The organism is Vibrio halioticoli NBRC 102217, from assembly GCF_000496695.1.
Lineage (GTDB): Bacteria > Pseudomonadota > Gammaproteobacteria > Enterobacterales > Vibrionaceae > Vibrio > Vibrio halioticoli.
Genome location: NZ_BAUJ01000018.1, coordinates 101,353 through 122,840, shown reverse-complemented (window position 1 = coordinate 122,840; position 21,488 = coordinate 101,353). Strand labels below are relative to the sequence as shown.

Genomic DNA, 21,488 nt, shown 5'->3' with positions numbered 1-21,488 from the left:
CGATTGGTATAAGCACTGATTCTAGTCAGTCATTAACGCATTAAACGAAAAAACGCCAAGCAAGATGCTTGGCGTTTTTGTACTCAGAACATGGCGTTAAAACTGATGTAACGACTTGGCTTGAGTGACCGGTTTATCTTGCTTTAACAAACGCATTCCTTTAAACATGCGCACAAACCAAATCAAAATAGCGACCGCCGATATAAAGCCACCCGCAATGGGAATGACATGCGCCACTTCTTCCAGTGCGCTGTTTCTAAACCAATAATCATTCACCCCAATCAATACTCCATTGGAGGTGGCTATGGTTACGATAAGCACCACAAAAAAGGTCAAAAACAAAAAGAAGCTGCGTATTAAACCGTAATAATGCGAGTTCACGACTTCGCTATCTTCGTCTTTATCTAAACGATACCCTGCATAGATAATGGCAATCACACCAGACAGCAGTAACGTAAATGGGGTTAAAAAACTACCAATGTAAGCGTACCAAATACCCTTATGATGTTTATTCATTACTTACCCCATCCTTGTTACTTTTGTCTTTAACCGGTGCCTCTTCCAATTGATCTTTCACCTCTGCATACCACTGATCATGATGCTCTTTAGCCCAAGTTTCATCAACCTTGCCTGTCACCATGCCTTCAAGCGCCCCTTCCATACCCACTAAACCAATATAGATATGGAACACAAAACCACAGATGAGCACCAATGCTGAAATCATGTGCACTAAGTTAGCCACTTCCATATCGCGGCGAGTTTGGTCAAAAATTGGGAAGTCTAATATCACGCCACTGGTTGCAAGCACCACGCCAAACACAATCAATAGCCAATAGATCACCTTCTCACCACCGTTAGAAAACCCAGCCGATGGATGAGAGCCTTTATGCTTGCCGACCATACCACCCATTTTCATAAACCATTGCAAATCCACTTTGGTAAATAGCGATTTTCGCCACCATTTCACGAACATGAAGATAAGCAAAATATAGAAAATAGGACCGATATAGTTGTGATACTGCTTGGCGCTATAAATCACTAAACCCCATATATCGGAAGGAATATAAGGCTTTAAGAAGTGCTTACCGTAAACCAGCATCAAACCGCTAAAGGCTAAGGTTAAAAAGGTAAATGCCATCGTCCAGTGCAGCGCTCGGTCCATACGACTCCAGCGCTTGAGCTTTCGTCCGGTGCGAGGCTTACTTAGCATTAATGGGCCAACTAAGAAATACGCCAATACCACCATCATGATGCTACCAAAGATAGCGACAGCGGCCGCAGGTGACATCCACTTCTCTTTTAAAATGAACCAAGTTTGACCCGGCACACTGATCAAAATGCCGTGCTCAGGTGACGCTGAAGTGGTAGTACCCTCCACGCCTCCTTTGACCTCACGCCAATAATCCGCGCCAGCCAATTGCACCATCTCTTTTTGCGCAGTGTCGTTGTGTTTTTGCTCAGCATACGTTGGCAAACTAAACGCCATTAAGACACTTGCCAACATCGCTAACAACAACAATGTCGATTGTTTCGCTAACTGCATTTGATTGCTCCTTTAACTAGCTCTTAGTCGCATCAAACGCAATATCTTCACCGTCGCTCCAGCCGGCACCTTTCGCTCCGCGTTCAACAACACGTTGACGGAAGATATCAGAAACAATTTCTGCATCACCCGCCAGTAGTGCTTTGGTTGAACATAGCTCGGCACACATAGGAAGCTTACCTTCGGCAATACGGTTACTACCATATTTTGCTCGTTCTTCATCAGAACCCGCTTCGGTTTCAAGGCCGCCTGCACAGAAAGTACATTTGTCCATCTTGCCTCTTTCACCAAAGGCTGTAGTGTGCGGAAATTGTGGTGCGCCAAACGGACAAGCAAATAAGCAGTAGCCACAACCAATACACAGATCTTTATTGTGCAGCAATATGCCTTCTGCGGTGTATTCAAAACAATCCGCCGGACACACCGCTTTACAAGGCGCATCGGTACAGTGCATACACGCAACAGAAACAGAACTTTCGCCCGGCTCACCGTCATTAAGGGTCACAACGCGGCGGCGCTGAATGCCCCACTCTAACGCATCGTCATTTTCGTTTTTACATGCTGTGACACAGCCATTACATTCGATACAACGCTTGGTATCGCAGAGAAATTTCATTCTAGCCATAATTTAGGTTTCCTTACGCTTTTCGAATATTACACAGGGTAACTTTGGTTTCTTGCATCTGTGTAACCGGGTCATAACCATAAGTGGTTGCCGTGTTTGCGGCTTCACCAATGACATAAGGAACAGTGCCCTCAGGGTAACGCTCTGTTAAGTCTTCGCCTTGGAACTTGCCACCAAAGTGGAATGGCATAAATGCCAGTCCAGGGCTTACGCGACGCGTCACCATAGCTTTTACATGCACTCTTCCTTTCTCTGCACCTTCAACCCAAACCATCTCACCGTCTCGAATACCAAGATCGTTAGCATCTTTTGGATTCACTTCGACAAACATTTCGCGTTGTAGCTCTGCAAGCCATGGGCTAGAACGAGTTTCTTCTCCGCCCCCTTCGTATTCCACCAAACGTCCGGTGGTCAGTACGATTGGGTATTCTTTCGATTTATCGACATCTTGAATACTCTTGTACAAAGTAGGTAGACGATAAATAGATTCGCTGTCATCCCATGTAGGATAATCTTTAACCAAGTCACGACGAGGCGTGTACAGTGGCTCTCTGTGTAGTGGCACTCGGTCTGGGAATGTCCACACAATCGCACGAGCTTTGGCATTACCGTAAGGAATACAGCCGTGTTTAATGGCAACGCGCTGAATCCCACCAGAGAGGTCTGTCTTCCAGTTTTTGCCCTCTGCGGCGGCTTTTTCTTCGCTAGTGAGATCGTCCCACCAGCCTAAGCTTTTCAGCAATTTATCACTAAACTCAGGGAAGCCATCTTCAAGCTCACACCCTTTCGAGTAGCTGTCTTCCGCAAGCAGATTTTCACCTTCAAATTCCACACCAAAGCGAGCACGGAAGTTACCGCCACCTTCAGCCACAGGTTTTGAAGTGTCATATAAAATATGCGTGCCTGGGTGTTTCATCTCTGGCGTACCCCAACAAGGCCAAGGTAATCCATAGGTTTCGCCATTAACAGGACCACCTTCCGCAGACAAGGTTGTTTTGTGGAAGGTGTGCCAGTTTTGCTGATGTTCTTTAAGGCGCTCAGGGCTTTGACCGCTATAGCCGATGGTCCACATGCCTTTGTTAAATTCTCGGGTCACATCTTCAATAACCGGTTGGTTATCTTTGACTGCGATATTTTTAAACATCTGATCTGAGTAACCCAATTTTTTGGTTAACAGATACATGATTTCGTGGTCAGGTTTTGATTCAAATAAAGGTTCAACAACTTGATCACGCCATTGCAATGAACGGTTTGATGCCGTAACTGAGCCGTGCGTTTCAAATTGCGTTGTAGCCGGAAGTAGATACACGCCATCAGTACGGTCATTCATTACCGCCGCTACCGTTGGATATGGGTCGACAATCACCATCATGTCTAGCTTTTGCATTGCTTTACGCATTTCTGGTCCACGGGTTTGCGAGTTTACCGCATGCCCCCAGTAGAACATGGCGCGAATATTATCGTTTTGCTCTATATTCTGTTTGTCTTCCAACACACCATCAATCCAACGCGATACCGGAATACCCATGTTATTCATTGGCTGTTTGCCACGGTACTTAGTTTGATCAAATCGCCCTTCGACCCATTGGTAATCCAGATCCCATACTTTTGACCAGTGCTTCCAAGAACCCGGTGCGAGACCGTAATAACCCGGTAGTGTATGCGACAATACGCCAAGGTCTGTTGCGCCCTGTACGTTATCGTGACCACGGAAAATATTCGCGCCGCCGCCCGATTTACCCATGTTGCCAAGCGCCAGCTCCAACACACAGTAAGCACGAGTGTTGTTATTACCAGTGGTGTGCTGAGTCCCGCCCATACACCAAACGATACAACCCGGTCGGTTATCCGATAAGATCTTGGCGGTTTTGTACATTTGATCTTTAGAAGCACCCGTTACGTGTTCCACTTTATCGGGTGTCCATTTCGCCACTTCTTGACGAATTTCTTCCATGCCAAATACACGTTGGCGGATAAATTCTTTGTCTTCCCACTGGTTTTCAAAGATGTGCCACAACAAACCCCAAATAAACGCAACATCGGTACCCGGACGAAGCGCAATATAGTGGTCAGACTTAGCCGCAGTGCGAGTACGTCTTGGATCAGCAACTACGATTTTACAGCTGTTCTTTTCTTTGGCGATCAAGATGTGTTGCATGGCAACAGGGTGAGCTTCAGCTGGGTTTGAACCAATAAACAGCATTGATTTACAGTTGTGCATGTCATTAAACGAATTGGTCATTGCACCATAACCCCAGGTATTCGCTACCCCTGATACTGTGGTGGAGTGACAAATACGGGCTTGGTGATCGACATTGTTTGTGCCCCACAACGATGCCATTTTTCTGAACATATAGGCTTGTTCGTTGTTGTGTTTTGCACTGCCGAGCCAGTAAACCGAATCCGGCCCCGATTCTTGACGAATCTTCAGTGCATTATCACCAATCTCATTGATGGCTTGTTCCCAAGTGAGTTTTTTCCACTTGCCACCTTCGAGTTTCATTGGGTACTTAAGGCGTTTTTCGCCGCGACCATGCTCACGCAAAGCCGCACCTTTTGCACAGTGACCGCCAAGGTTAAAGGGATGATCAAAAGCGGGTTCTTGGCCAGTCCAGACACCATTTTGTACTTCGGCATAAATGCCACAACCTACCGAACAGTGTGAACAAATAGTACGTTTTATCTCTACATTAACATCACCAGTTTCTGGTTGGGCTTGGGCTTTTCTCATCATGCCCGGAGCAAGCATTCCAGCCCCAACCACGGCACCACCAGCGGCCAATGATGAATTACGCATAAAGGTACGACGGCTAATACCAAACTTTTTATTAGGGCTTGAGGTACTTTCAGAACGTTTAGTCAGTTTCATAGTGATGGGTTCCTAAAGTGAATTGTAGTAATCGCGGATATGCTGAGTTTCTCGATAACCCTTATTATCCTCCGACTGTTCGGCTTCCACCTTGGTCTGACTCGCCTGTGCAGATGTTGTTGCTGTGGTCATTATCGCACCGGCAACAACACCGCCACCTAGAGCCTTAATTGCTCTACGACGATGATTATCAATTTCTTTATTGTTTTTCATGACTCCATCCTCAACCTAATCCAACTCACTAGAACGAACAGCAATGCTCTGCTCACTCAACGCAACCTCTTCTAGCTCCATAAATTGGGCTAGCAGGTTTGCGACAACTCGATAAAACTCAGCCGCTTTCGCATCCTGAATTTGTTTCACTAAATCTTTATACCAACTGGCAATATGGCGATTAAAAAATACGCCTTGCTGAGGCGAATTATCCTCTACTAGCATCGCCATCACTTCGCACAACGCTGCCATGTGATCTTCTGGTTCTTTAACGCTGTCGTTACGCTCAAAGCCCAACGATGCAAGGTCTTGGCGCAATTCAATTAACGGTTTTTCCATTAACGCGCCATTTCGGTGCCATGAAGCAAAAGGCATCACTTCACCACGCCCAATACCAATAAATAAGTCTTGATATTCTTCTGCAACCGACTCAAGAGAAGTCTCTTTTGCTAACTGACAAAGCGCGCGCCAGTCAGCACTCATTGCACTTGACTCTTCCTCAGTATTTAACTGTGCCAACCACTGCATTAGCTGAGCATTTGGTGCTTGTCTAAACAATGTCGCTAGTAACAAATAAATGTCTGATCGCGGTGATTGTTGTACTTGGTTATGCATGCTCACCCTTAATATTTTAGCTGTTTTGTAGGATCTTTCGCCATTTCTTCATAAATATCGACAACTCGGCAGTCTTCACACATGGCAATTCGACGAATTGCTATCTCATCTGAAAAGTGGCTGTGCCCTTTTAATTTGCTCTGTAGCATGCTAATCATGGACTTAGGTGCAAACGCTTTTTCACAGCGTAAACACAGCGCCGGTTCATCTTTATTTAAAGTGAGTGCACTGCTGCGCTGCTGTTGATCCCAGTTAATTCTTGGGGTCAAATCCAAAGCCTTTTCAGGACAGGCAGCTTCACATAAGCCACATTGCACACAATCTTGCTCAATGAAATTAAGCATAGGGACTTGTCCTTCGTTGTGTAATGCCATAGTCGGACAAACCGCCACGCATGCCATACACAAGGTGCACTTATCGGTATCACACGCCACTGTGCCGTATGGAGCGCCCTGTGGCAGAGCTGCTTCTGTTTGGAGCGGAGTAAATGATTGCGCTAAGGCATCTAACGACTGGAATAACCTTGCGCGTTTATCACCTTCTATTTCCCCCACATGCACATTAAGAGGTGTTTCAATCAACACAGGTTTGGTTTGTCTAAGATCTTCAAGGTATAAAATATCGATACTTTCAGCATGAATACCAAGCTGTCTAAGCAAGGTCTTGGCCACCGTTACTTCTTCGTTTAGGACCCGAATGATCGTGGCAGGCATGCGACGACTGGCGGCAAACAACACTTGCGATGCGCCGTTACTCAGCGCGGCAAACCAAGTATCAATACCCACGGATGGTAGTTCATTAACCACAATAGGAATGACATTATCGGGTAACGCGCGTAGCGCCATTACGTTATAGGTTTCATGTTCTTCACTACAGAACAGCACAATAGGATTACTGCCACCTTGCGCCTGATAATTTTGTAAGGTGCGCTCTATAAACCCTTGGGTTTGGTTGGGATATGGCAAGGCGTATTCGATTGCGCCCGTAGGGCAAGATGTGGCACAAGTGCCCACTCCCTGACAAAGATAAGGATTGATTTCGATTTTGTAGCCAATTTCATCACGCCCTTCACTAGTCAATGCCCCTGCAGGACAAGACAAAATGCAACGCTCACAGCCTTTAACGCCACGCGAACTGTGCGCACATTTATCGGTATCAAGGCGGAAAAATTTGGGCTTATCAAAGGTTCCGATTAAAGCGTTGATTTCTTCAACAGCATCTTCAAGTTTTGGGTAGCCTCTGCCGACAGGGAAATATCCGACAGGAGGGACTTCAGTATCAATCAAAGCTTCTGCGCTAAAATCTAATACCACATCAAAATGCGGTTGCGCGATAGCGACCGGGGCAAGCTCTACTTTGGAAATAGAACTGCTTTGCAGAATATGAAAAGAGAAACGCCCTAGATATCCAGATAATTGGGCTAATGAGAAAAAGTATGGACTGATATCACCAGTTATCTTTGTGCCACTTGGCACAGCAAAGGTCACAGATGACATGGATGAAAATTGTTGTTGTAAGTTTTCTAAATTTTGCTCGGTAGCAATGATCAGTAACGCCCCTTGGCTTTCATAACTCACCGTTGGAGGAATAAGATTTGAAAGCTCTAACGTGTTGTTACAAGCGTAACTACGCGCTTGACCGTTGCTTGACGTTGATTGGGCCAAAAATTCCTTTAGCATTCTGATTCCGTAATTTAATGAAATAAGCGTGCCTAATATAAGCGCATCGTTTCATTAAGAATTGCAGATTTTTTGCATAAGGTTGTTAAATCCTTAATAAATTTGAGGTGTTAAACGGATAAAATTGTTAACTATGTGATTTCATAAGCATTTTAATTTAAAAAAATTTATTATTATAGATAATAATTCTCATTTAGATTTAATGCTTATTTTGTTTAGTCATAGGCTCGTTATCCGCGATTTCATCCGAAGCATCTTGCTCTTGGTACTCCTCTTTGACTAACTGTGACGATGACGCCTCGTCCTCAAGGGTAAGTTCTACTTCTCGCTCTTCGCTAAGCGATGGTTCTTTGTCTACGTTCGGTTGATTATCTTCAGTTAAAACGCCATTGCTCGCGTCAGCTGTTGACGGCTCAATCAGGTCTTCACTTAATTGATTGGCTTTTTCAGTCGTCCAGTGCCTTAACTTACTGGCAACCTCTGAGCTTAACGGTTTGATTTGACTAAAGTCTTGGTGATAATCATTTAGCTCATCTACTTCACTAAACTGCCCACTAAAGAATAAACTGCGTAACGCGCGCTTTTTAATTTCTGGCGCTGAATCTGAAGCAAGTAGCGCAGACATCGCATTGCCTTGCTTACGTTCTTCATCTTCAACATCTTCGCTTGCTAATTCATTATCAATGCCTTCACTTGCAATGACTTCACTTGCAATGGCTTCTTCTGTATCCATCGTTTCTAATGAAGCCTGCTCTGCAGGAGCAGTCACTTCTGAAGGATCAACAAAGTGCTCAATTTCATCTGTGGCTGAATTATCGAGAGCAAGACTGTCAAGCGGCCGTTCATCATCAGTCGCAAGCTCAACTTGCATGGCAGGTTCGATATCGTCACTTGTTTGCTGTTGCTCTTCGATATCGACGGGCGAAGCATGCTTATGTAGCAATCTTTCAAACAGACCTCTACTCATCGTAACTCTCCAAAGATAAACGGGTTTGATAACAAATTATTGACTGGCACGCCCTGCTCCCTTGCGTTTTTTACGCTTATGTTCGATTAGCTCGCCATGGCGAGCTAAATAGGCTTCCATCCACACCTGCACAGGCAAAGGAAGATCAACCGATAACACGAGATAATCACCGTCCAAATAGCTGCCCGCAACACTTTGTGAAACCGTGACGCTGACCAGACTTAACGTTTCGATGTCATTTTCCAGTACCACAAACAACTTGGGGTTGTCGGAATTAAGGTTAAAACGGTAATCCGTGCGTTCGTCTTTGAACAATTGGATCTCAGACTCTACTCCAAGGTCGCTAGCACAAGGGTCTAAAAATATCTCATCAACCTGCCAATTACTGGTTTGCCATTTAGAATTTTGTGTCTGATGTAGAATAATCTGACATCGAACAGGCCAATTATCTTCCGTTTTCATTACTACCTCGTTAAGCTAACTTATTATTATTTATATAGTTCTACATGAGTCACCGTGATTGTGTGCAAGCCGATTTCCCTTCCTTGCCACATTTCTTCAATCACTATTCAGTATAGAAAAGGATATTCCAATGCCCCAAGCTCCTAACATCGTAGCGGTTGGCCAGCCCCCCTCGCAGACTCAAACTGTGACTGTTTTTGATGAATACGGAGAGCCTTTAAGTAAAGACATTGCGTGTGAATGTCCTCTTACTGTGCTGCTAAACTGGCGCGAAATTGTCACTCTGATGACTTTAGGTTCCCACCCCGGCCAATTGGTTCTGGGATATCTCAAAAACCAAAGCTTCTTAACAGACCCTACCCAACTTGATTCCGTGTTGATAGATTGGGAAACAAACAGTGTGGCAGTGGTCACCAAAGAAAACACAGATTTTCTGGAAAAAGCCTTAAAAAAGAAAACCGTCACCTCTGGTTGTGGTCAAGGCACCATGTACGGCAACGTCATGAAAAGCTTAGAAAACTACCAAGTTCCTCAAACTAACATTAAACAAAGTGGCTTATATTCGACACTGATGGCTCTCACTCACTACAACGACACCTACAAAAAAGCTGGTGCTGTGCATGGCTGTGCAATTTGTAAGGAAGGTGAAGTGATCTCTTTTGTGGAAGACGTTGGTCGGCATAACGCAGTAGATACCTTAGCCGGTGAAATGTGGCTCAACCAAGAGTCAGGACACGATAAGATTTTCTACACCACTGGCCGTTTAACCTCAGAGATGGTGATTAAAGTGGCGCAAATGGGTATCCCTACTTTGCTGTCTCGCTCAGGGGTCACACAAATGGGTTTAGAGCTTGCTGAACGTTTTGGTATCACCATCATAGCTCGCGCTAAAGGACTTCGTTTTCAGGTTTATCACGGCATTGAAAAAATAGAATTTGACGGCAAATCTGCCACTAACGACACACTCAACAAGGATCAATAAGCTATGTCTTTACATGCTCTTCTGCAACGCAGTAAAACCATCACGCTCACCTTAGCCTGTGCATTATTTTTTACTCTGCCAGCGCATGCCGACTCAAAAACACTGAAAATGGCTACCACTACCAGCACCTATCATTCTGGATTGCTCGATTACCTATTACCTAAATTTAAACAACAAACGGGTTATGAAGTGCAATTGTTGGTTACCGGTTCTGGAAAAGCGTTAAAAATGGGCGAAATGGGCGATGTCGATATTGTACTGACCCACTCACCAAAAGCTGAAAAAGCCTTTTTAGACTCACATTTTGGTGTAGATCCTCATGGGGTAATGTATAACGACTTCATTATTGTGGGCCCAAAAAATAATCCCGCCAAGTTAACCGATGCTGACAATGCCGCGCAGGCTTTACAGAAAATCGCTGACAGTAAGTCCGTGTTTATTTCTCGTGGTGATGATTCTGGCACCAATAAAAAAGAACTGGCTCTATGGGCAATCAATAATACCGCACACGACTGGTCTAATTACCGCTCAATTGGTCAAGGTATGGGGCCAACTCTTAACATGAGCTCTGAATTACAAGGCTATACTCTTACCGATAGAGGTACTTGGCTTGCGTATCAAGAGAAACTTGACCTTGCGATTTGGGTACAAGGTGATCCGGCTTTGTTCAATCAATATCAAATCATTCGCGTTAATCCTGAACGCTACACTGGGTTAAATGTTGCGGGTGCTAAAGCATTAAGCCAATGGTTTATTAGCGACAAAGCACAAAAGCTTATCAATGACTTCCAAGTAAAAGGACAAAAACTGTTTACGGCTAACGCTAAAACATCTCAATAATGGATATTGGTGAAACAAGTATAGAAGCAGTCAGGCTGCTTCTAAATTTTGACCCTACACTGTGGAAGGTAGTTTCTATCTCCTTCAGTGTGTCTTTGTTTGCGTTGAGTTTATCGCTATTGCCCGCTATTGGACTGGCATTGGTGCTCGCTTATGTACCTTTCCCTGGCCGAAATTTTGTCACCTCAATCATTAATACACTGCAAGCCGTACCTACCGTAGTGATAGGGCTGCTACTGTATATGACCTTATCTCGCTCTGGGCCTGTTGGTGATTGGCAATGGCTATTTACACAAAAAGCGATGATTCTTGGGCAGATACTTATCGCAATGCCTATTCTTATTTCTATGCTTCAAGCTGGATTTCAAAGTGTCGACATGCGCAATGTTGAAACCTCTATCACGCTTGGGAAATCTTATCCGCAAATTTTTAGAGCATTGATGTGGGAAACCCGTTTTGCATTAATTGCCGCTGTGGTTACTGCATTTTCACGCATTGTCACAGAGGTTGGCTGTTCTATGATGGTGGGAGGGAATATTCTGGGTCATACACGTAATATTCCAACCGCCATTGCATTAGAGAGTCAACGTGGTGCGTTTGCACAAGGGGTTGCTTTGGGCATCGTGCTTTTGTTGCTTGCATTGATATTAAATTTTGTCTTAACCGCAATGCGCGGACAAAGTCATCTACGAGTCTAGAGGCAAGAATCAATGACCATACAGTTAAGAACTCAAGACTTATCCAAACGTTATGAAGACCGCGTATTATTTCACATTCCTCATTTGCAAATTGGCCCGAGTAACGCCATTTACTTAAAAGGACAAAACGGTGTGGGGAAAACCACTCTGCTGAAAATTTTGGCAGGCTTAACCACGCCCAGTACAGGAACAATCAACGGCATTGAGATCTCGACCTTTTATCGGCTTTTTTCCCGTAAATTATTCCGAGATGTGGTCTATTTGCACCAATCCCCCTATATGTTTGATGCCACTTTACTGGAGAATATTCGCTATGCACTGCCCTTTGCCTCAAAACGTGGCTTACACAGTCGCAGTCAAGCAATTAATGCGCTTAGAATGGTAGGGCTTGAATCCCTTGCCGATGAACATTGCTCGGTATTATCGGGCGGCGAAAAACAACGTTTGGCGATGGCGAGAGCTTGGATAGTCAATCCTTCTATTTTACTCATGGATGAGCCTAGCGCCTCGTTAGATCTTGAGTCAACGCAAGGGATCATAACTCTGGCAAAAGATCTATTAGACCGAGGCGCAAGTATCGTGATCACTAGCCACCAGCAAAATGGGCTGACTAATCTTTGTGACACTCAATGGACTATTGAAAATCAAGGTCTAACGGTAACGCCTCACCTTAGAGTCATCGATGAAGAAACTAAAAAAATAAAATCAATAACAAATAATAAATTAGGTAACGAAACATGAAGTCAATAAGTTGGGTCGTTTTGGCCGGTGGTCAAGCCACACGAATGCAGGGACAAGACAAAGGGTTGGTCGAATTAAATCAAAAACCCCTTATCGAATATGTTCTAGAAGTTTTAAAATCGCACACTGATTCTATCTACATCAACGCCAATCGTTCACAAGAACGTTATCAAGAATACGCACCGGTATTTGCCGATCATTATCAGGGCTTTGTCGGCCCAATGGGTGGTATTCACGCCGGCTTAACCCATGTTGACAGTGAATGGGTGGGATTTGTGCCTTGTGATTGTCCGCAAATTTCGCCAACGCTTATCCAGCGCATGCAACAAGAAATCAGTGATGACGATGAGATCCTTGTCGCCCACGATGGTGACTTTGTTCAGCCCGTATTCACCGTTTTCCACCGTCGCGTGCTGGAGCGTTTACAGCAATTTTTAGACGATGGTGAACGCAAAATCATTCTCTTTTACGACCGCTGTAACACGCGCCAAATCGATTTTAGTGACATCAAAGGCAGCTTCGTAAACCTTAATTCTCAACAAGAACTCCAACAATTTAAGCAGTAATCTATGAAGACGATTCGTAATACTCCCATCCTTGGCTTTGCTGCTTTTAGTGGCACCGGAAAAACCACCTTACTTGAGCAGATCATTCCTAAATTGACTCAAGCAGGGCTAAAACTCGGCGTACTAAAACACGCGCATCATAATTTTGATATCGACCAACAAGGCAAAGACAGTTATCGCTTGCGTAAAGCGGGCGCAACACAAATGTATATTAGCTCGCGCTACCGTCATGCCATGATCAGCGAAACCCCTAACGAAGAAGCGACATTTGAAGAGTTGCTAGAGCAATTTGATCACAAAAACCTGGATATGATTTTAATCGAAGGTTTTAAAAGTCAGTCATTTCCCAAAATTGAACTGCGCCGTCAAGCGCTAGACAATCCATGGATGCACCCTAACGACGACAATATCATTGCCGTTGCCACCGATATTGATACCGAAAAAGAACTCAGTAAAGGCTTTAATGCCGCGCTACCTCAGTTTGATATCAACGATCTTGATGCAATAGCGAGCTTTATCATCCAAACCGTAGCGCCTTCCAAACAAAGTAACGCTGACGCCAGTGCTGCTGCGCAATGCTGCGATACCCTGTCACCGGCTTTTCTGTCGGTAGAACAAGGGATTGAGCGCATCTTAAATGCGGTATCGCCACTGACCCAAAGTACTACCGTAACAATCGACCACGCCTTACATCACGTATTAGCGCAAGACATTGTTTCGAGTATCAATGTGCCTCAGCACACCAACTCCGCAATGGATGGCTACGCGATTCGTGACCAAGATGTGGCGCTGGAAAGCTTTAAACTGGTTGGTGAAGTGATGGCAGGCCAAAGCTATCCATCTGAACTTAATGCCGGTGAAGCGGTAAAAATCATGACTGGCGCACCAGTGCCAAGCAACGGCACCACCGTCATCATGCGCGAGCAATCCGATACCTTTGAAAAAGACGGGCAACACTTTGTCACTTTTAACAGCGCATTAGTGAAAGCGGGACAAAATGTACGCTTAGCCGGAGAAGATCTTACCATTGGGCAAGCCGTATTTAGCCAAGGCCAAAAAATTGGCGCCGCCGAAATGGGCATGATTGCCTCTCTTGGCATCAATGAATGTGCGGTGATACGCAAGCTAAAAGTGGCGATTTTCTCCACCGGAGATGAAGTGCAGCACCCAAGCCAGCCGCAACAACAAAACTGTATCTATGATTCAAATCGTTACGCTTTGATGGGACTACTCAGCCAACTTAATTGTGAAATTATCGATTTAGGCATTTTAGAAGATGATCATTTAGCGATTGAACATGCAGTCTCTAAAGCCGCGGTAAGCGCCGATATGGTGCTGACTACCGGCGGCGTGTCTGTAGGGGATGCCGACTACATCAAAGATGTTTTAGAGCAAAACGGCAATATCGATTTTTGGCGCATCAATATGCGACCGGGTCGCCCTCTCGCTTTTGGCACGATTGGCGATACCCCTTTCTTCGGATTGCCGGGAAATCCTGTTGCCACTATGGTGTCCTTTATTAATTTCGTGCGCCCCGCTATCCATAAAATGCAAGGTGAAAGCAACTGGCAACCGACCAAATTGCGCGCTATTGCCAGCGAAGCTTTGCGCTCTCGCCATGGCCGCACCGAGTTTACTCGCGGTATCTATCAATTGAATGAGTTTGGGCAATTGGTGGTATCGAGCACAGGAAAACAAGGCTCTGGAATTTTACGCTCGATGAGTGAAGCGAACTGTTTGATTGAAATTGATCCGCTATACGCCAAAGTTGAGCCGGGTGAATTAGTCACCATCATTCCGCTTAATATCTAATCCATTTGCTAAAGGTTTATGGGGCTCTATTGATAGAGCCCTTTTTTATGCCGCTCAATTTCTAATATCTTAAGGAATATCAACATAGAGAATATCAACATGGGAATCATCAACATACACTGGCGGTTCTCGATTGGATTCAATACAATCAGCTAAAACCGCATCTTCACGTGCCAACGTACATAAATAGGTAGACCTTATCCCATGAGCAGCGACCCGCTTTTCACTCCATTTGAGCAATCCATCGCAGGAGTTGCGCTGCCAAAGCGATTCACATTCCCCTTTTATTATGAGCCTCACCCGCTAAGCGTGTTAGCTTCCGAGCAATTGCAAAAACAGCTGCACTCGGCTTTTGACTGCCAATTTGATTTAGAGCCAAGCTCGGCATCAAGCTCCCCCCAAAAACAAGGCAAAATGTTTGGCGTGCTAGTGGTAAAAAATCGCGACGGTGAGCTGGGTTTTTTAAGCGCTTTTTCGGGCAAGATTGATGATTCCAATCATCATCAGGGCTTTGTGCCACCTGTGTATGACATGCTCAACAGTGAAGGCTTTGTGAGACACGAATTTGACAAGATCAATGCCGTATCAAGTGAGCTAAACGCATTTACAAGCAGCGTCGATATAGCTCAGTTAAAAGCGCAGCTTGCCGAGATTAACCGCCAAGCCAGCGCGCAAATTCAAGCTCAGCAAGCGCAAATGGCAGACAGCCGAAAGCTGAGAAAGCAGCAGCGCTCACAAGCCAAGCAAGATTTAAGCTTTGATGATTACCAACAGCTAGAGCAGCAACTTGCCAAACAAAGTGTGTTTGAGAAAAATCAGCTCAAAGCAACTAAATCGCAGTGGGCGGAAAAACAAGCCAAGTTAACATCAGAGATAGAAGATGTTGAGCGTCAAATCAGTGAGCTTCGCTCACGCAGAGCGCATCTTTCTAACCAGATGCAACATAAGCTGTTCACTCAATATTCGTTTTTAAATGCCGATAATGAGCGCCAAGATCTCAATCAAATCTTTGCTCAAACGGCGTCTAAAGTGCCACCCGCAGGTGCCGGTGAATGCGCCGCGCCAAAGCTGTTGCAATACGCCTATTTAAATCGCTACGCCCCGATTTCACTGGCGGAATTTTGGTGGGGACAATCCCCAAAATCTGAGATACGTCAGCATAAACAGTTTTATCCCTCGTGCATGAGTAAGTGCCACCCTATTTTGTCGCATATGCTAAAAGGGTTACTGGTGGATGATAATCCGCTATTGGAAAACCCAGCCAAAGACAAGCCTCTGCCTATCATTTATGAAGATGAGCATATTGTGGTGGTCAACAAACCGGAAGGCTTTTTATCTGTTCCGGGACGCCATATCCAAGATTCGGCGTGGCATCGTCTGCAGCAGATCTATACCGATGCAGAAGGCCCGTTTGCCCTGCACCGCTTAGACATGGCGACCTCTGGGTTATTGGTGTTTGCACTGACCAAACGTGCCAACAAACATCTACAAAAACAGTTTATTGCCCGTGAAGTGACCAAGCGCTACGCGGCGCTCATTGATGGCGTAATCGATGGCACTCACATCAAAAATGAGGGAGATATTGAATTGCCAATGTGTCCCGACCTATTAGATAGACCAAGACAAAGGGTGAGCGTTGAACATGGAAAGCCCGCACATACTCATTATCAATTAATCGAGGTTGTGGACGGGAAATCAAAGGTATTTTTATACCCAAAAACCGGACGCACTCACCAACTTCGCGTTCACTGCGCACACAAAGATGGTCTTAACATGCCCATCATTGGCGATAGCTTATACGGCAAAAAAGACCTTAGACTGTATTTACATGCTCAACAATTAAGCTTCACCCACCCCGTCACTAAGGAGTGGATGACATTTACTGCGGATATTCCGTTCTAGCTTTTTCTTCGTTTTCTATTTATTTGCTTTCTATTTATTTGCTTTCTGCTCAGCAGACTGCTCGGATAATTGCGTCAATTGTTGCTGATAGGAAAAGTGCGCAACGATGCAGCGCAATACGCCGTAGTCGTATTTGCCTTCAAAGTGCTCAAATAACGGCTTTAGCTTTTGCTCGCTCAAGATATTAAGCAAAACAATCGCAGAATCTAACTGCTCAAGGGTTGAGTCATCCAGCTCAATCACTTGTTGTAGTGGGCACAAACCAAGCTCTATCGCACTTGCCAGATGACTCAGCACCGTATTAGCCGCAATAGCGCGCTCTGCGGCAACCTGTTCAACGCTTTGATATTGATTGAACAGCGACAAACTGCTTTGCTCAGTGGCGCTTAACGTAGGCGCAGGTTTAGGCTGCTCATTAATAAGCTGCACAATTGCCTCACCATATTTCGCCAGTTTTGCCTCACCAAAACCAGAAATTTGCCCTAATGCGTCTAGGCTATCTGGGCGCTGCAGTGCAATTTCGGCAAGGCTAGCATCGTGACAGATAATATAGGCCGGTACATTCTGCGTTTTTGCCAAACTGGCTCTAAGCTCACGCAATTTTTCAAACACGCCTGAATCTTGTTCAGACAAAGCAGTGCTTTTCTTCGTGCTACTGGCTTTTTTCTTTTTGCTCTTACGCAATTCACGAAATTCGATGCTTTGCTCACCACGCAGCACGGCGCGACAAAGCTCAGTCAGTTTTAGGTTGTTGTACATGCCTTCAACTTTTAGATAATTCATCGCAATGAGCTGGCGGAACACACCTCGCCACTGCTCAGCAGTCAGTTCAGTACCGATACCAAAGGTGGATAAATTGTCATGCCCAAAGCGTTTAATTTTGTCATCGGATTTGCCTAGCAAAACATTCACTAAATGGGTCACGCCAAATCGTTGCTCAGAGCGATACACGGTTGAAAGGGCTTTTTGCGCCGCTTGAGTGCCGTCCCAGGTTTTTGGCGGATGCAAACAGTTATCGCAATTGCCACACGGCTGCGCAAGAGTTTCACCAAAGTAACCAAGCAATGTCTGGCGACGACAAGTACTCAGCTCACAATAACCAAGCAATGCATTAAGCTTACCCACCTGCACTTGCTTGTATTGCGCACTGCCATCGGAGCTTTCTAGCATTTGCTTTTGCATCACTAAGTCTTGTAAGCCATACGCCATCCACGCATTAGCAGGTGCGCCATCACGCCCTGCACGACCGGTTTCTTGATAGTAGGACTCGATACTTTTTGGCAAACTTAGATGACCAACAAAGCGTACATCGGGCTTATCTATCCCCATCCCAAAGGCAATCGTCGCAACGATAATCACCCCATCTTCACGTAAAAAGCGTTGCTGATTTTGATTTTTTTGTTCAATGGACATGCCCGCATGATAAGGCAAGGCCACTCGGCCTTTTTCGGCCAGCCAAGCGGCGGTTTCTTCAACTTTCTTTCTCGATAAGCAGTAAATAACCCCTGCGTCTTGCGGATGGTTGTGTTCAATAAAATCCCATAACTCATGCTTAGCATTGGATTTTTCGCTGACGTGGTAACGGATATTGGGTCTATCAAAGCTGTGTACAAACACCTTTGCATTACCAAGTTGCAGCTGACTGATGATCTCTTGTCTGGTGCGCTCATCGGCGGTGGCGGTTAAGGCAATGCGCGGCACATTAGGAAAGCGTTGCGGCAAGATAGACAGCTGTTGGTATTCAGGTCTAAAGTCGTGTCCCCATTGGCTTACACAGTGCGCTTCATCAATAGCAAATAGGGAGAGATTCGATTGCTCCAATAAATTTAACGTGCGCTCCATCAAGAGACGCTCAGGAGAAACATACAGCAGTTGTATCTCGCCACGGGTGACTAAGGCTTCCACTTCCATTTGCTCATATCTGTCTTGAGTGGAATTTAAAAACGCGCACGACACGCCCACTTGTCTTAATGCATCGACCTGATCTTTCATCAGAGCAATCAGCGGGGATACCACTACCCCAACGCCTGAGCGCACAATGGCCGGAATTTGATAACAAATCGATTTACCACCACCGGTTGGCATTAAGGTTAGAACGTCTTGCCCACTGACTACACTATCCACAATCTCTTGTTGCTGATGACGAAAACTGTCATAACCAAACACGTTTTTCAACACGTCTAACGGTTGCAAAGAGTTTGGCTGTGAAGAGTGGCTGTATTCGGTATTAGTGTGTTCAAAGTGGCTCAAAGCGCGTCATCCTAATCGATGTGATAGAAAGGTAAGCATACCAATCGCAATTATTAACTGATCATTCTAGCGAGTTAGAATGATCAGTTAAACACTGTCTTGGTACAAGAAAAGATAGCAATGAGACACTATTGCCAAGACTGGCAATAGTGTGAATTTAGGGTTATTCAGGCTTTACTGACAACATTTCTTGCAATCCGCCGCCATTATGCACTTGTTTATAGCCTTGCGTAAGCAACAGTTGCTGCGCTTTTGCAGAGCGATTGCCACTTCGGCAATACACCACCAGCTGATCGCGACTTTTAATGAACGAAAGATCGGCGTGTGCCAGATTTTGCACCGGAATGTTAATCGCATTCTCTAAATGCCCGGCGGCAAATTCCTGCGGCGTTCTGACATCAATCACTACTGCCCCAGAATCAATCCAATCCCAAGCCATTTGCGCTCGTTCACTGGCGAGCGCAAATGTGGAAAACAATAGCGCGCACAATCCTAAAAATTTAAACATATTTGACTAATTAACCGTTATTAGTAAATTTCCATAACCCAAGAGCCTAGCTTCTTCTCTTGCCATAGCTGGATAATAATCGGCTCTAACGCCACGATCACCCGTTGAAAATCTTCTGCGGTTTTATTGGAATTAAACCAGCCATTAATCGAGTCTAAATTAAACGCGAGTTGTTTTAAGTTGCCAGAGTTGGTCAACAGCTCTTCACCATTGGTGGCTTGCTCTTGCTCCGTTAATTGAATGCTCGACTCAAAATACTGGTCTCCAGCACGGTATAGATTCCAATCGTCGTTACGGGTTGCGATAAGGCGCATGTTCATTTCCCTGTAAAAAGTGGTGATTGGTTTAATAACACCATAGACACGCATCTAAGCAAAGGATGTATCTCACATTTACTTCCGTGCACAGATAAATTTAAAATAAAGGGGTAAACAAGATCCTGCAAAGTTGCTATTTACAGCACTGTAAAGAGTGCGACTTTTGTAGAAATTGGATAAAAACCTTAGTGTTTTATTATGAAATAAATCACACACACAACAGACTAAGTTATTGGCTAATATATAACCACATATACTAGCTTTTTATTCATAAGTAGTTAATGAAACCAAATTTTTCGTTTTTTTATACATTTTATTTGCATAAACAAGCGAAATTGGTAAGATGCTGACTGAAGAGATATAGGACAGTTTTTTAGCATGAGTATTCAAGTCAATCAGGTCAATAAATTCTACGGTGATACACAAGTACTGCACGACGTAAGCTTTACGTGCAATAAAGGTGACACTCTAGTATTACTCGGTCCAAGTGGAGCTGGTAAAAGCTCACTGCTCCGTATACTGAATCTGTTAGAAAGTGCTAACAGTGGCGATATGTCAGTAGCAAGTATGTCTTTTGATTTTGCAAAAGGCGTGACCGAAAAACAAGGTCTGCAACTAAGACACAAAGTGGGCATGGTATTTCAACAATACAACCTATGGCCGCATATGACCGTCATTGAAAACCTGATTGAAGCGCCAGTGCGCGTAACAGGTCTTTCTAAAACCGCTGCCAAAGAAGAAGCCAAAAGAATTTTAGACATGCTGCAATTGGGTGATAAATCCGATGCATGGCCACTGCAATTATCCGGTGGTCAACAGCAGCGTGTCGCTATTGCTAGGGCCTTGATGATGAAACCCGATGTACTGCTGTTTGATGAGCCTACGGCAGCACTCGATCCAGAAATTACATCTCAAGTCGCCAAGGTTATCAATGACCTTAGCAAAACCGGAATTACACAAGTTGTTGTTACTCATGAGGTCGAATTTGCCCGTAAAGTAGCGAGTCATGTGTTGTATTTAGAAGATGGAAAAGTTGTGGAAAATGGCACTAACGAAGTGTTTAATAAGCCAACGACACAAAATTTCGCAGATTACCTTACCCACTAATTATACGCCTACAGACGCTGACAAGTTTTAGGCAGCGCAATGATTGGAGAAATACAAATGAAAAAAATCTTATTAGCATCCTTGATTGGTCTTACGTCAGCACATGCGATGGCAGCTCAACAAGAAATTAAATTTGTAATGGAAGCGACTTACGCACCATTTGAATACGTAGATGCAAACAACGAAATCCAAGGTTTCGACGTTGATCTTGCAAATGCTCTATGTAAGCAGATTGAAGCGAAATGTACGTTCCACAACCAATCTTTTGATAGCTTGATCCCTGCCCTTAAGTTCAAACGTTATGATGCAGCTATCTCTGGTATGGATATTACTGAAGCGCGTCAACAACAAGTGAACTTCACTCAACCTTACTACGATAACTCAGCGGCTTTCATCGCGGTTAAAGGTAAAGTTGAAAACCAAGCTGCACTGAAAGGCAAACGCGTTGGTGTACAAAATGGTTCTACGCACCAATCATACCTAATTGAACAAAAACCAGGTGTGACTGCGGTTCCTTACGCAAGCTACCAAGACGCATTCATCGACATGCAAAATGGTCGTATTGATTCTGTATTCGGTGACACTGCAGTTGTGGCTGAATGGTTTAAGAAAAACGATAAACTTAGCTATGTTGGCGAGCAAGTAACCAACAAACAATACTTCGGTAACGGTTTTGGTATCGCAGTCAATAAAGATAACCAAGCCCTGCTTGACCAACTTAATGCTGCACTGAAAACTGTAAAAGAAAACGGCGAATACAAAGCCATCTTTGAAAAGTACTTCGGTAAGTAA

21 protein-coding genes are annotated in these 21,488 nt (G+C 44.6%); 9 read left to right on the top strand and 12 right to left on the bottom strand.

Translation table 11 applies throughout. The features are described 5' to 3' along the window. Positions 1-96: 96 nt before the first annotated feature. From VHA01S_RS07180 to VHA01S_RS07140, 9 genes are all read right to left on the bottom strand, one after another. Entirely contained in the window at positions 97-516 is a 420-nt protein-coding gene (locus tag VHA01S_RS07180; RefSeq protein WP_023403690.1) for a hypothetical protein, read from the bottom strand. Then, a complete protein-coding gene (locus VHA01S_RS07175; RefSeq protein WP_373277886.1) occupies positions 509-1,504 on the bottom strand; it encodes a formate dehydrogenase subunit gamma in 996 nt (331 codons plus the stop codon). Before VHA01S_RS07175 ends, VHA01S_RS07180 begins: the two co-directional genes overlap by 8 nt. 55 nt (positions 1,505-1,559) lie before the next feature. Continuing rightward, positions 1,560-2,168: a formate dehydrogenase FDH3 subunit beta gene (gene fdh3B / locus VHA01S_RS07170; RefSeq protein ID WP_023403688.1), complete on the bottom strand. Its 609-nt coding sequence runs from the start codon at positions 2,166-2,168 to the stop codon at positions 1,560-1,562. Between the two features lie 13 nt (positions 2,169-2,181). Further along, complete coding sequence (locus VHA01S_RS07165; RefSeq protein ID WP_023403687.1) at positions 2,182-5,037, bottom strand: formate dehydrogenase subunit alpha; 2,856 nt, start codon at positions 5,035-5,037, stop codon at positions 2,182-2,184. Positions 5,038-5,049: 12 nt separating this feature from the next. Next, entirely contained in the window at positions 5,050-5,250 is a 201-nt protein-coding gene (locus VHA01S_RS07160; RefSeq protein WP_023403686.1) for a hypothetical protein, read from the bottom strand. A 15-nt stretch (positions 5,251-5,265) separates the two neighbouring features. Continuing rightward, positions 5,266-5,865 carry a TorD/DmsD family molecular chaperone gene (locus VHA01S_RS07155; RefSeq protein ID WP_023403685.1) on the bottom strand — a complete coding sequence of 200 codons (600 nt, stop codon included), beginning with the start codon at positions 5,863-5,865 and terminating at the stop codon, positions 5,266-5,268. Positions 5,866-5,873: 8 nt separating this feature from the next. Next, a complete protein-coding gene (locus VHA01S_RS07150; RefSeq protein WP_023403684.1) occupies positions 5,874-7,544 on the bottom strand; it encodes a 4Fe-4S dicluster domain-containing protein in 1,671 nt (556 codons plus the stop codon). 199 nt (positions 7,545-7,743) lie between these two features. Then, positions 7,744-8,511 carry a DUF3306 domain-containing protein gene (locus tag VHA01S_RS07145; RefSeq protein WP_023403683.1) on the bottom strand — a complete coding sequence of 256 codons (768 nt, stop codon included), beginning with the start codon at positions 8,509-8,511 and terminating at the stop codon, positions 7,744-7,746. A 36-nt stretch (positions 8,512-8,547) separates the two neighbouring features. Next, a complete protein-coding gene (locus VHA01S_RS07140; protein WP_023403682.1) occupies positions 8,548-8,973 on the bottom strand; it encodes a DUF3305 domain-containing protein in 426 nt (141 codons plus the stop codon). A gap of 130 nt (positions 8,974-9,103) precedes the next feature. Between VHA01S_RS07140 and VHA01S_RS07135 the strand changes: the two genes are divergently transcribed. The 7 genes from VHA01S_RS07135 (at position 9,104) to VHA01S_RS07105 (ending at position 16,514) form a co-directional block, all read left to right on the top strand. Beyond that, a complete protein-coding gene (locus tag VHA01S_RS07135; protein ID WP_023403681.1) occupies positions 9,104-9,955 on the top strand; it encodes a formate dehydrogenase accessory sulfurtransferase FdhD in 852 nt (283 codons plus the stop codon). Positions 9,956-9,958: 3 nt separating this feature from the next. After that, on the top strand, positions 9,959-10,795 hold the full coding sequence (locus tag VHA01S_RS07130) for an ABC transporter substrate-binding protein (protein WP_023403680.1): 837 nt from the start codon (positions 9,959-9,961) through the stop codon (positions 10,793-10,795). Further along, a complete protein-coding gene (locus VHA01S_RS07125) occupies positions 10,795-11,493 on the top strand; it encodes an ABC transporter permease (RefSeq protein ID WP_023403679.1) in 699 nt (232 codons plus the stop codon). Before VHA01S_RS07130 ends, VHA01S_RS07125 begins: the two co-directional genes overlap by 1 nt. 12 nt (positions 11,494-11,505) lie before the next feature. Then, complete coding sequence (locus VHA01S_RS07120) at positions 11,506-12,234, top strand: ABC transporter ATP-binding protein (protein ID WP_023403678.1); 729 nt, start codon at positions 11,506-11,508, stop codon at positions 12,232-12,234. Continuing rightward, on the top strand, positions 12,231-12,800 hold the full coding sequence (gene mobA / locus VHA01S_RS07115) for a molybdenum cofactor guanylyltransferase MobA (protein WP_023403677.1): 570 nt from the start codon (positions 12,231-12,233) through the stop codon (positions 12,798-12,800). The genes VHA01S_RS07120 and mobA overlap by 4 nt, the downstream gene beginning before the upstream one ends. Before the next feature lie 3 nt (positions 12,801-12,803). Further along, positions 12,804-14,612, top strand: a complete 1,809-nt coding sequence (locus VHA01S_RS07110; protein ID WP_023403676.1) for a bifunctional molybdopterin-guanine dinucleotide biosynthesis adaptor protein MobB/molybdopterin molybdotransferase MoeA — start codon at positions 12,804-12,806, stop codon at positions 14,610-14,612. Between the two features lie 204 nt (positions 14,613-14,816). Next, on the top strand, positions 14,817-16,514 hold the full coding sequence (locus VHA01S_RS07105; protein WP_023403675.1) for an RluA family pseudouridine synthase: 1,698 nt from the start codon (positions 14,817-14,819) through the stop codon (positions 16,512-16,514). 30 nt (positions 16,515-16,544) lie between these two features. On the opposite strand, the gene recQ is transcribed toward VHA01S_RS07105, so the two are convergent. From recQ to VHA01S_RS07090, 3 genes are all read right to left on the bottom strand, one after another. Next, positions 16,545-18,764 (bottom strand): DNA helicase RecQ, encoded by a 2,220-nt coding sequence (gene recQ / locus VHA01S_RS07100; RefSeq protein WP_023403674.1) that lies wholly within the window; start codon positions 18,762-18,764, stop codon positions 16,545-16,547. A gap of 163 nt (positions 18,765-18,927) precedes the next feature. Continuing rightward, positions 18,928-19,272 (bottom strand): rhodanese-like domain-containing protein, encoded by a 345-nt coding sequence (locus tag VHA01S_RS07095; protein ID WP_023403673.1) that lies wholly within the window; start codon positions 19,270-19,272, stop codon positions 18,928-18,930. A 20-nt stretch (positions 19,273-19,292) separates the two neighbouring features. Next, a complete protein-coding gene (locus tag VHA01S_RS07090) occupies positions 19,293-19,586 on the bottom strand; it encodes a hypothetical protein (RefSeq protein ID WP_023403672.1) in 294 nt (97 codons plus the stop codon). Between the two features lie 381 nt (positions 19,587-19,967). On the opposite strand from VHA01S_RS07090, the gene artP reads away from it, so the two are divergent. Beyond that, the gene (gene artP / locus VHA01S_RS07085; RefSeq protein ID WP_023403671.1) at positions 19,968-20,696 is read left to right on the top strand and encodes an arginine ABC transporter ATP-binding protein ArtP; all 729 of its coding nucleotides are present in this window, start codon (positions 19,968-19,970) and stop codon (positions 20,694-20,696) included. A 57-nt stretch (positions 20,697-20,753) separates the two neighbouring features. Next, positions 20,754-21,488 carry an arginine ABC transporter substrate-binding protein gene (locus tag VHA01S_RS07080; RefSeq protein ID WP_023403670.1) on the top strand — a complete coding sequence of 245 codons (735 nt, stop codon included), beginning with the start codon at positions 20,754-20,756 and terminating at the stop codon, positions 21,486-21,488.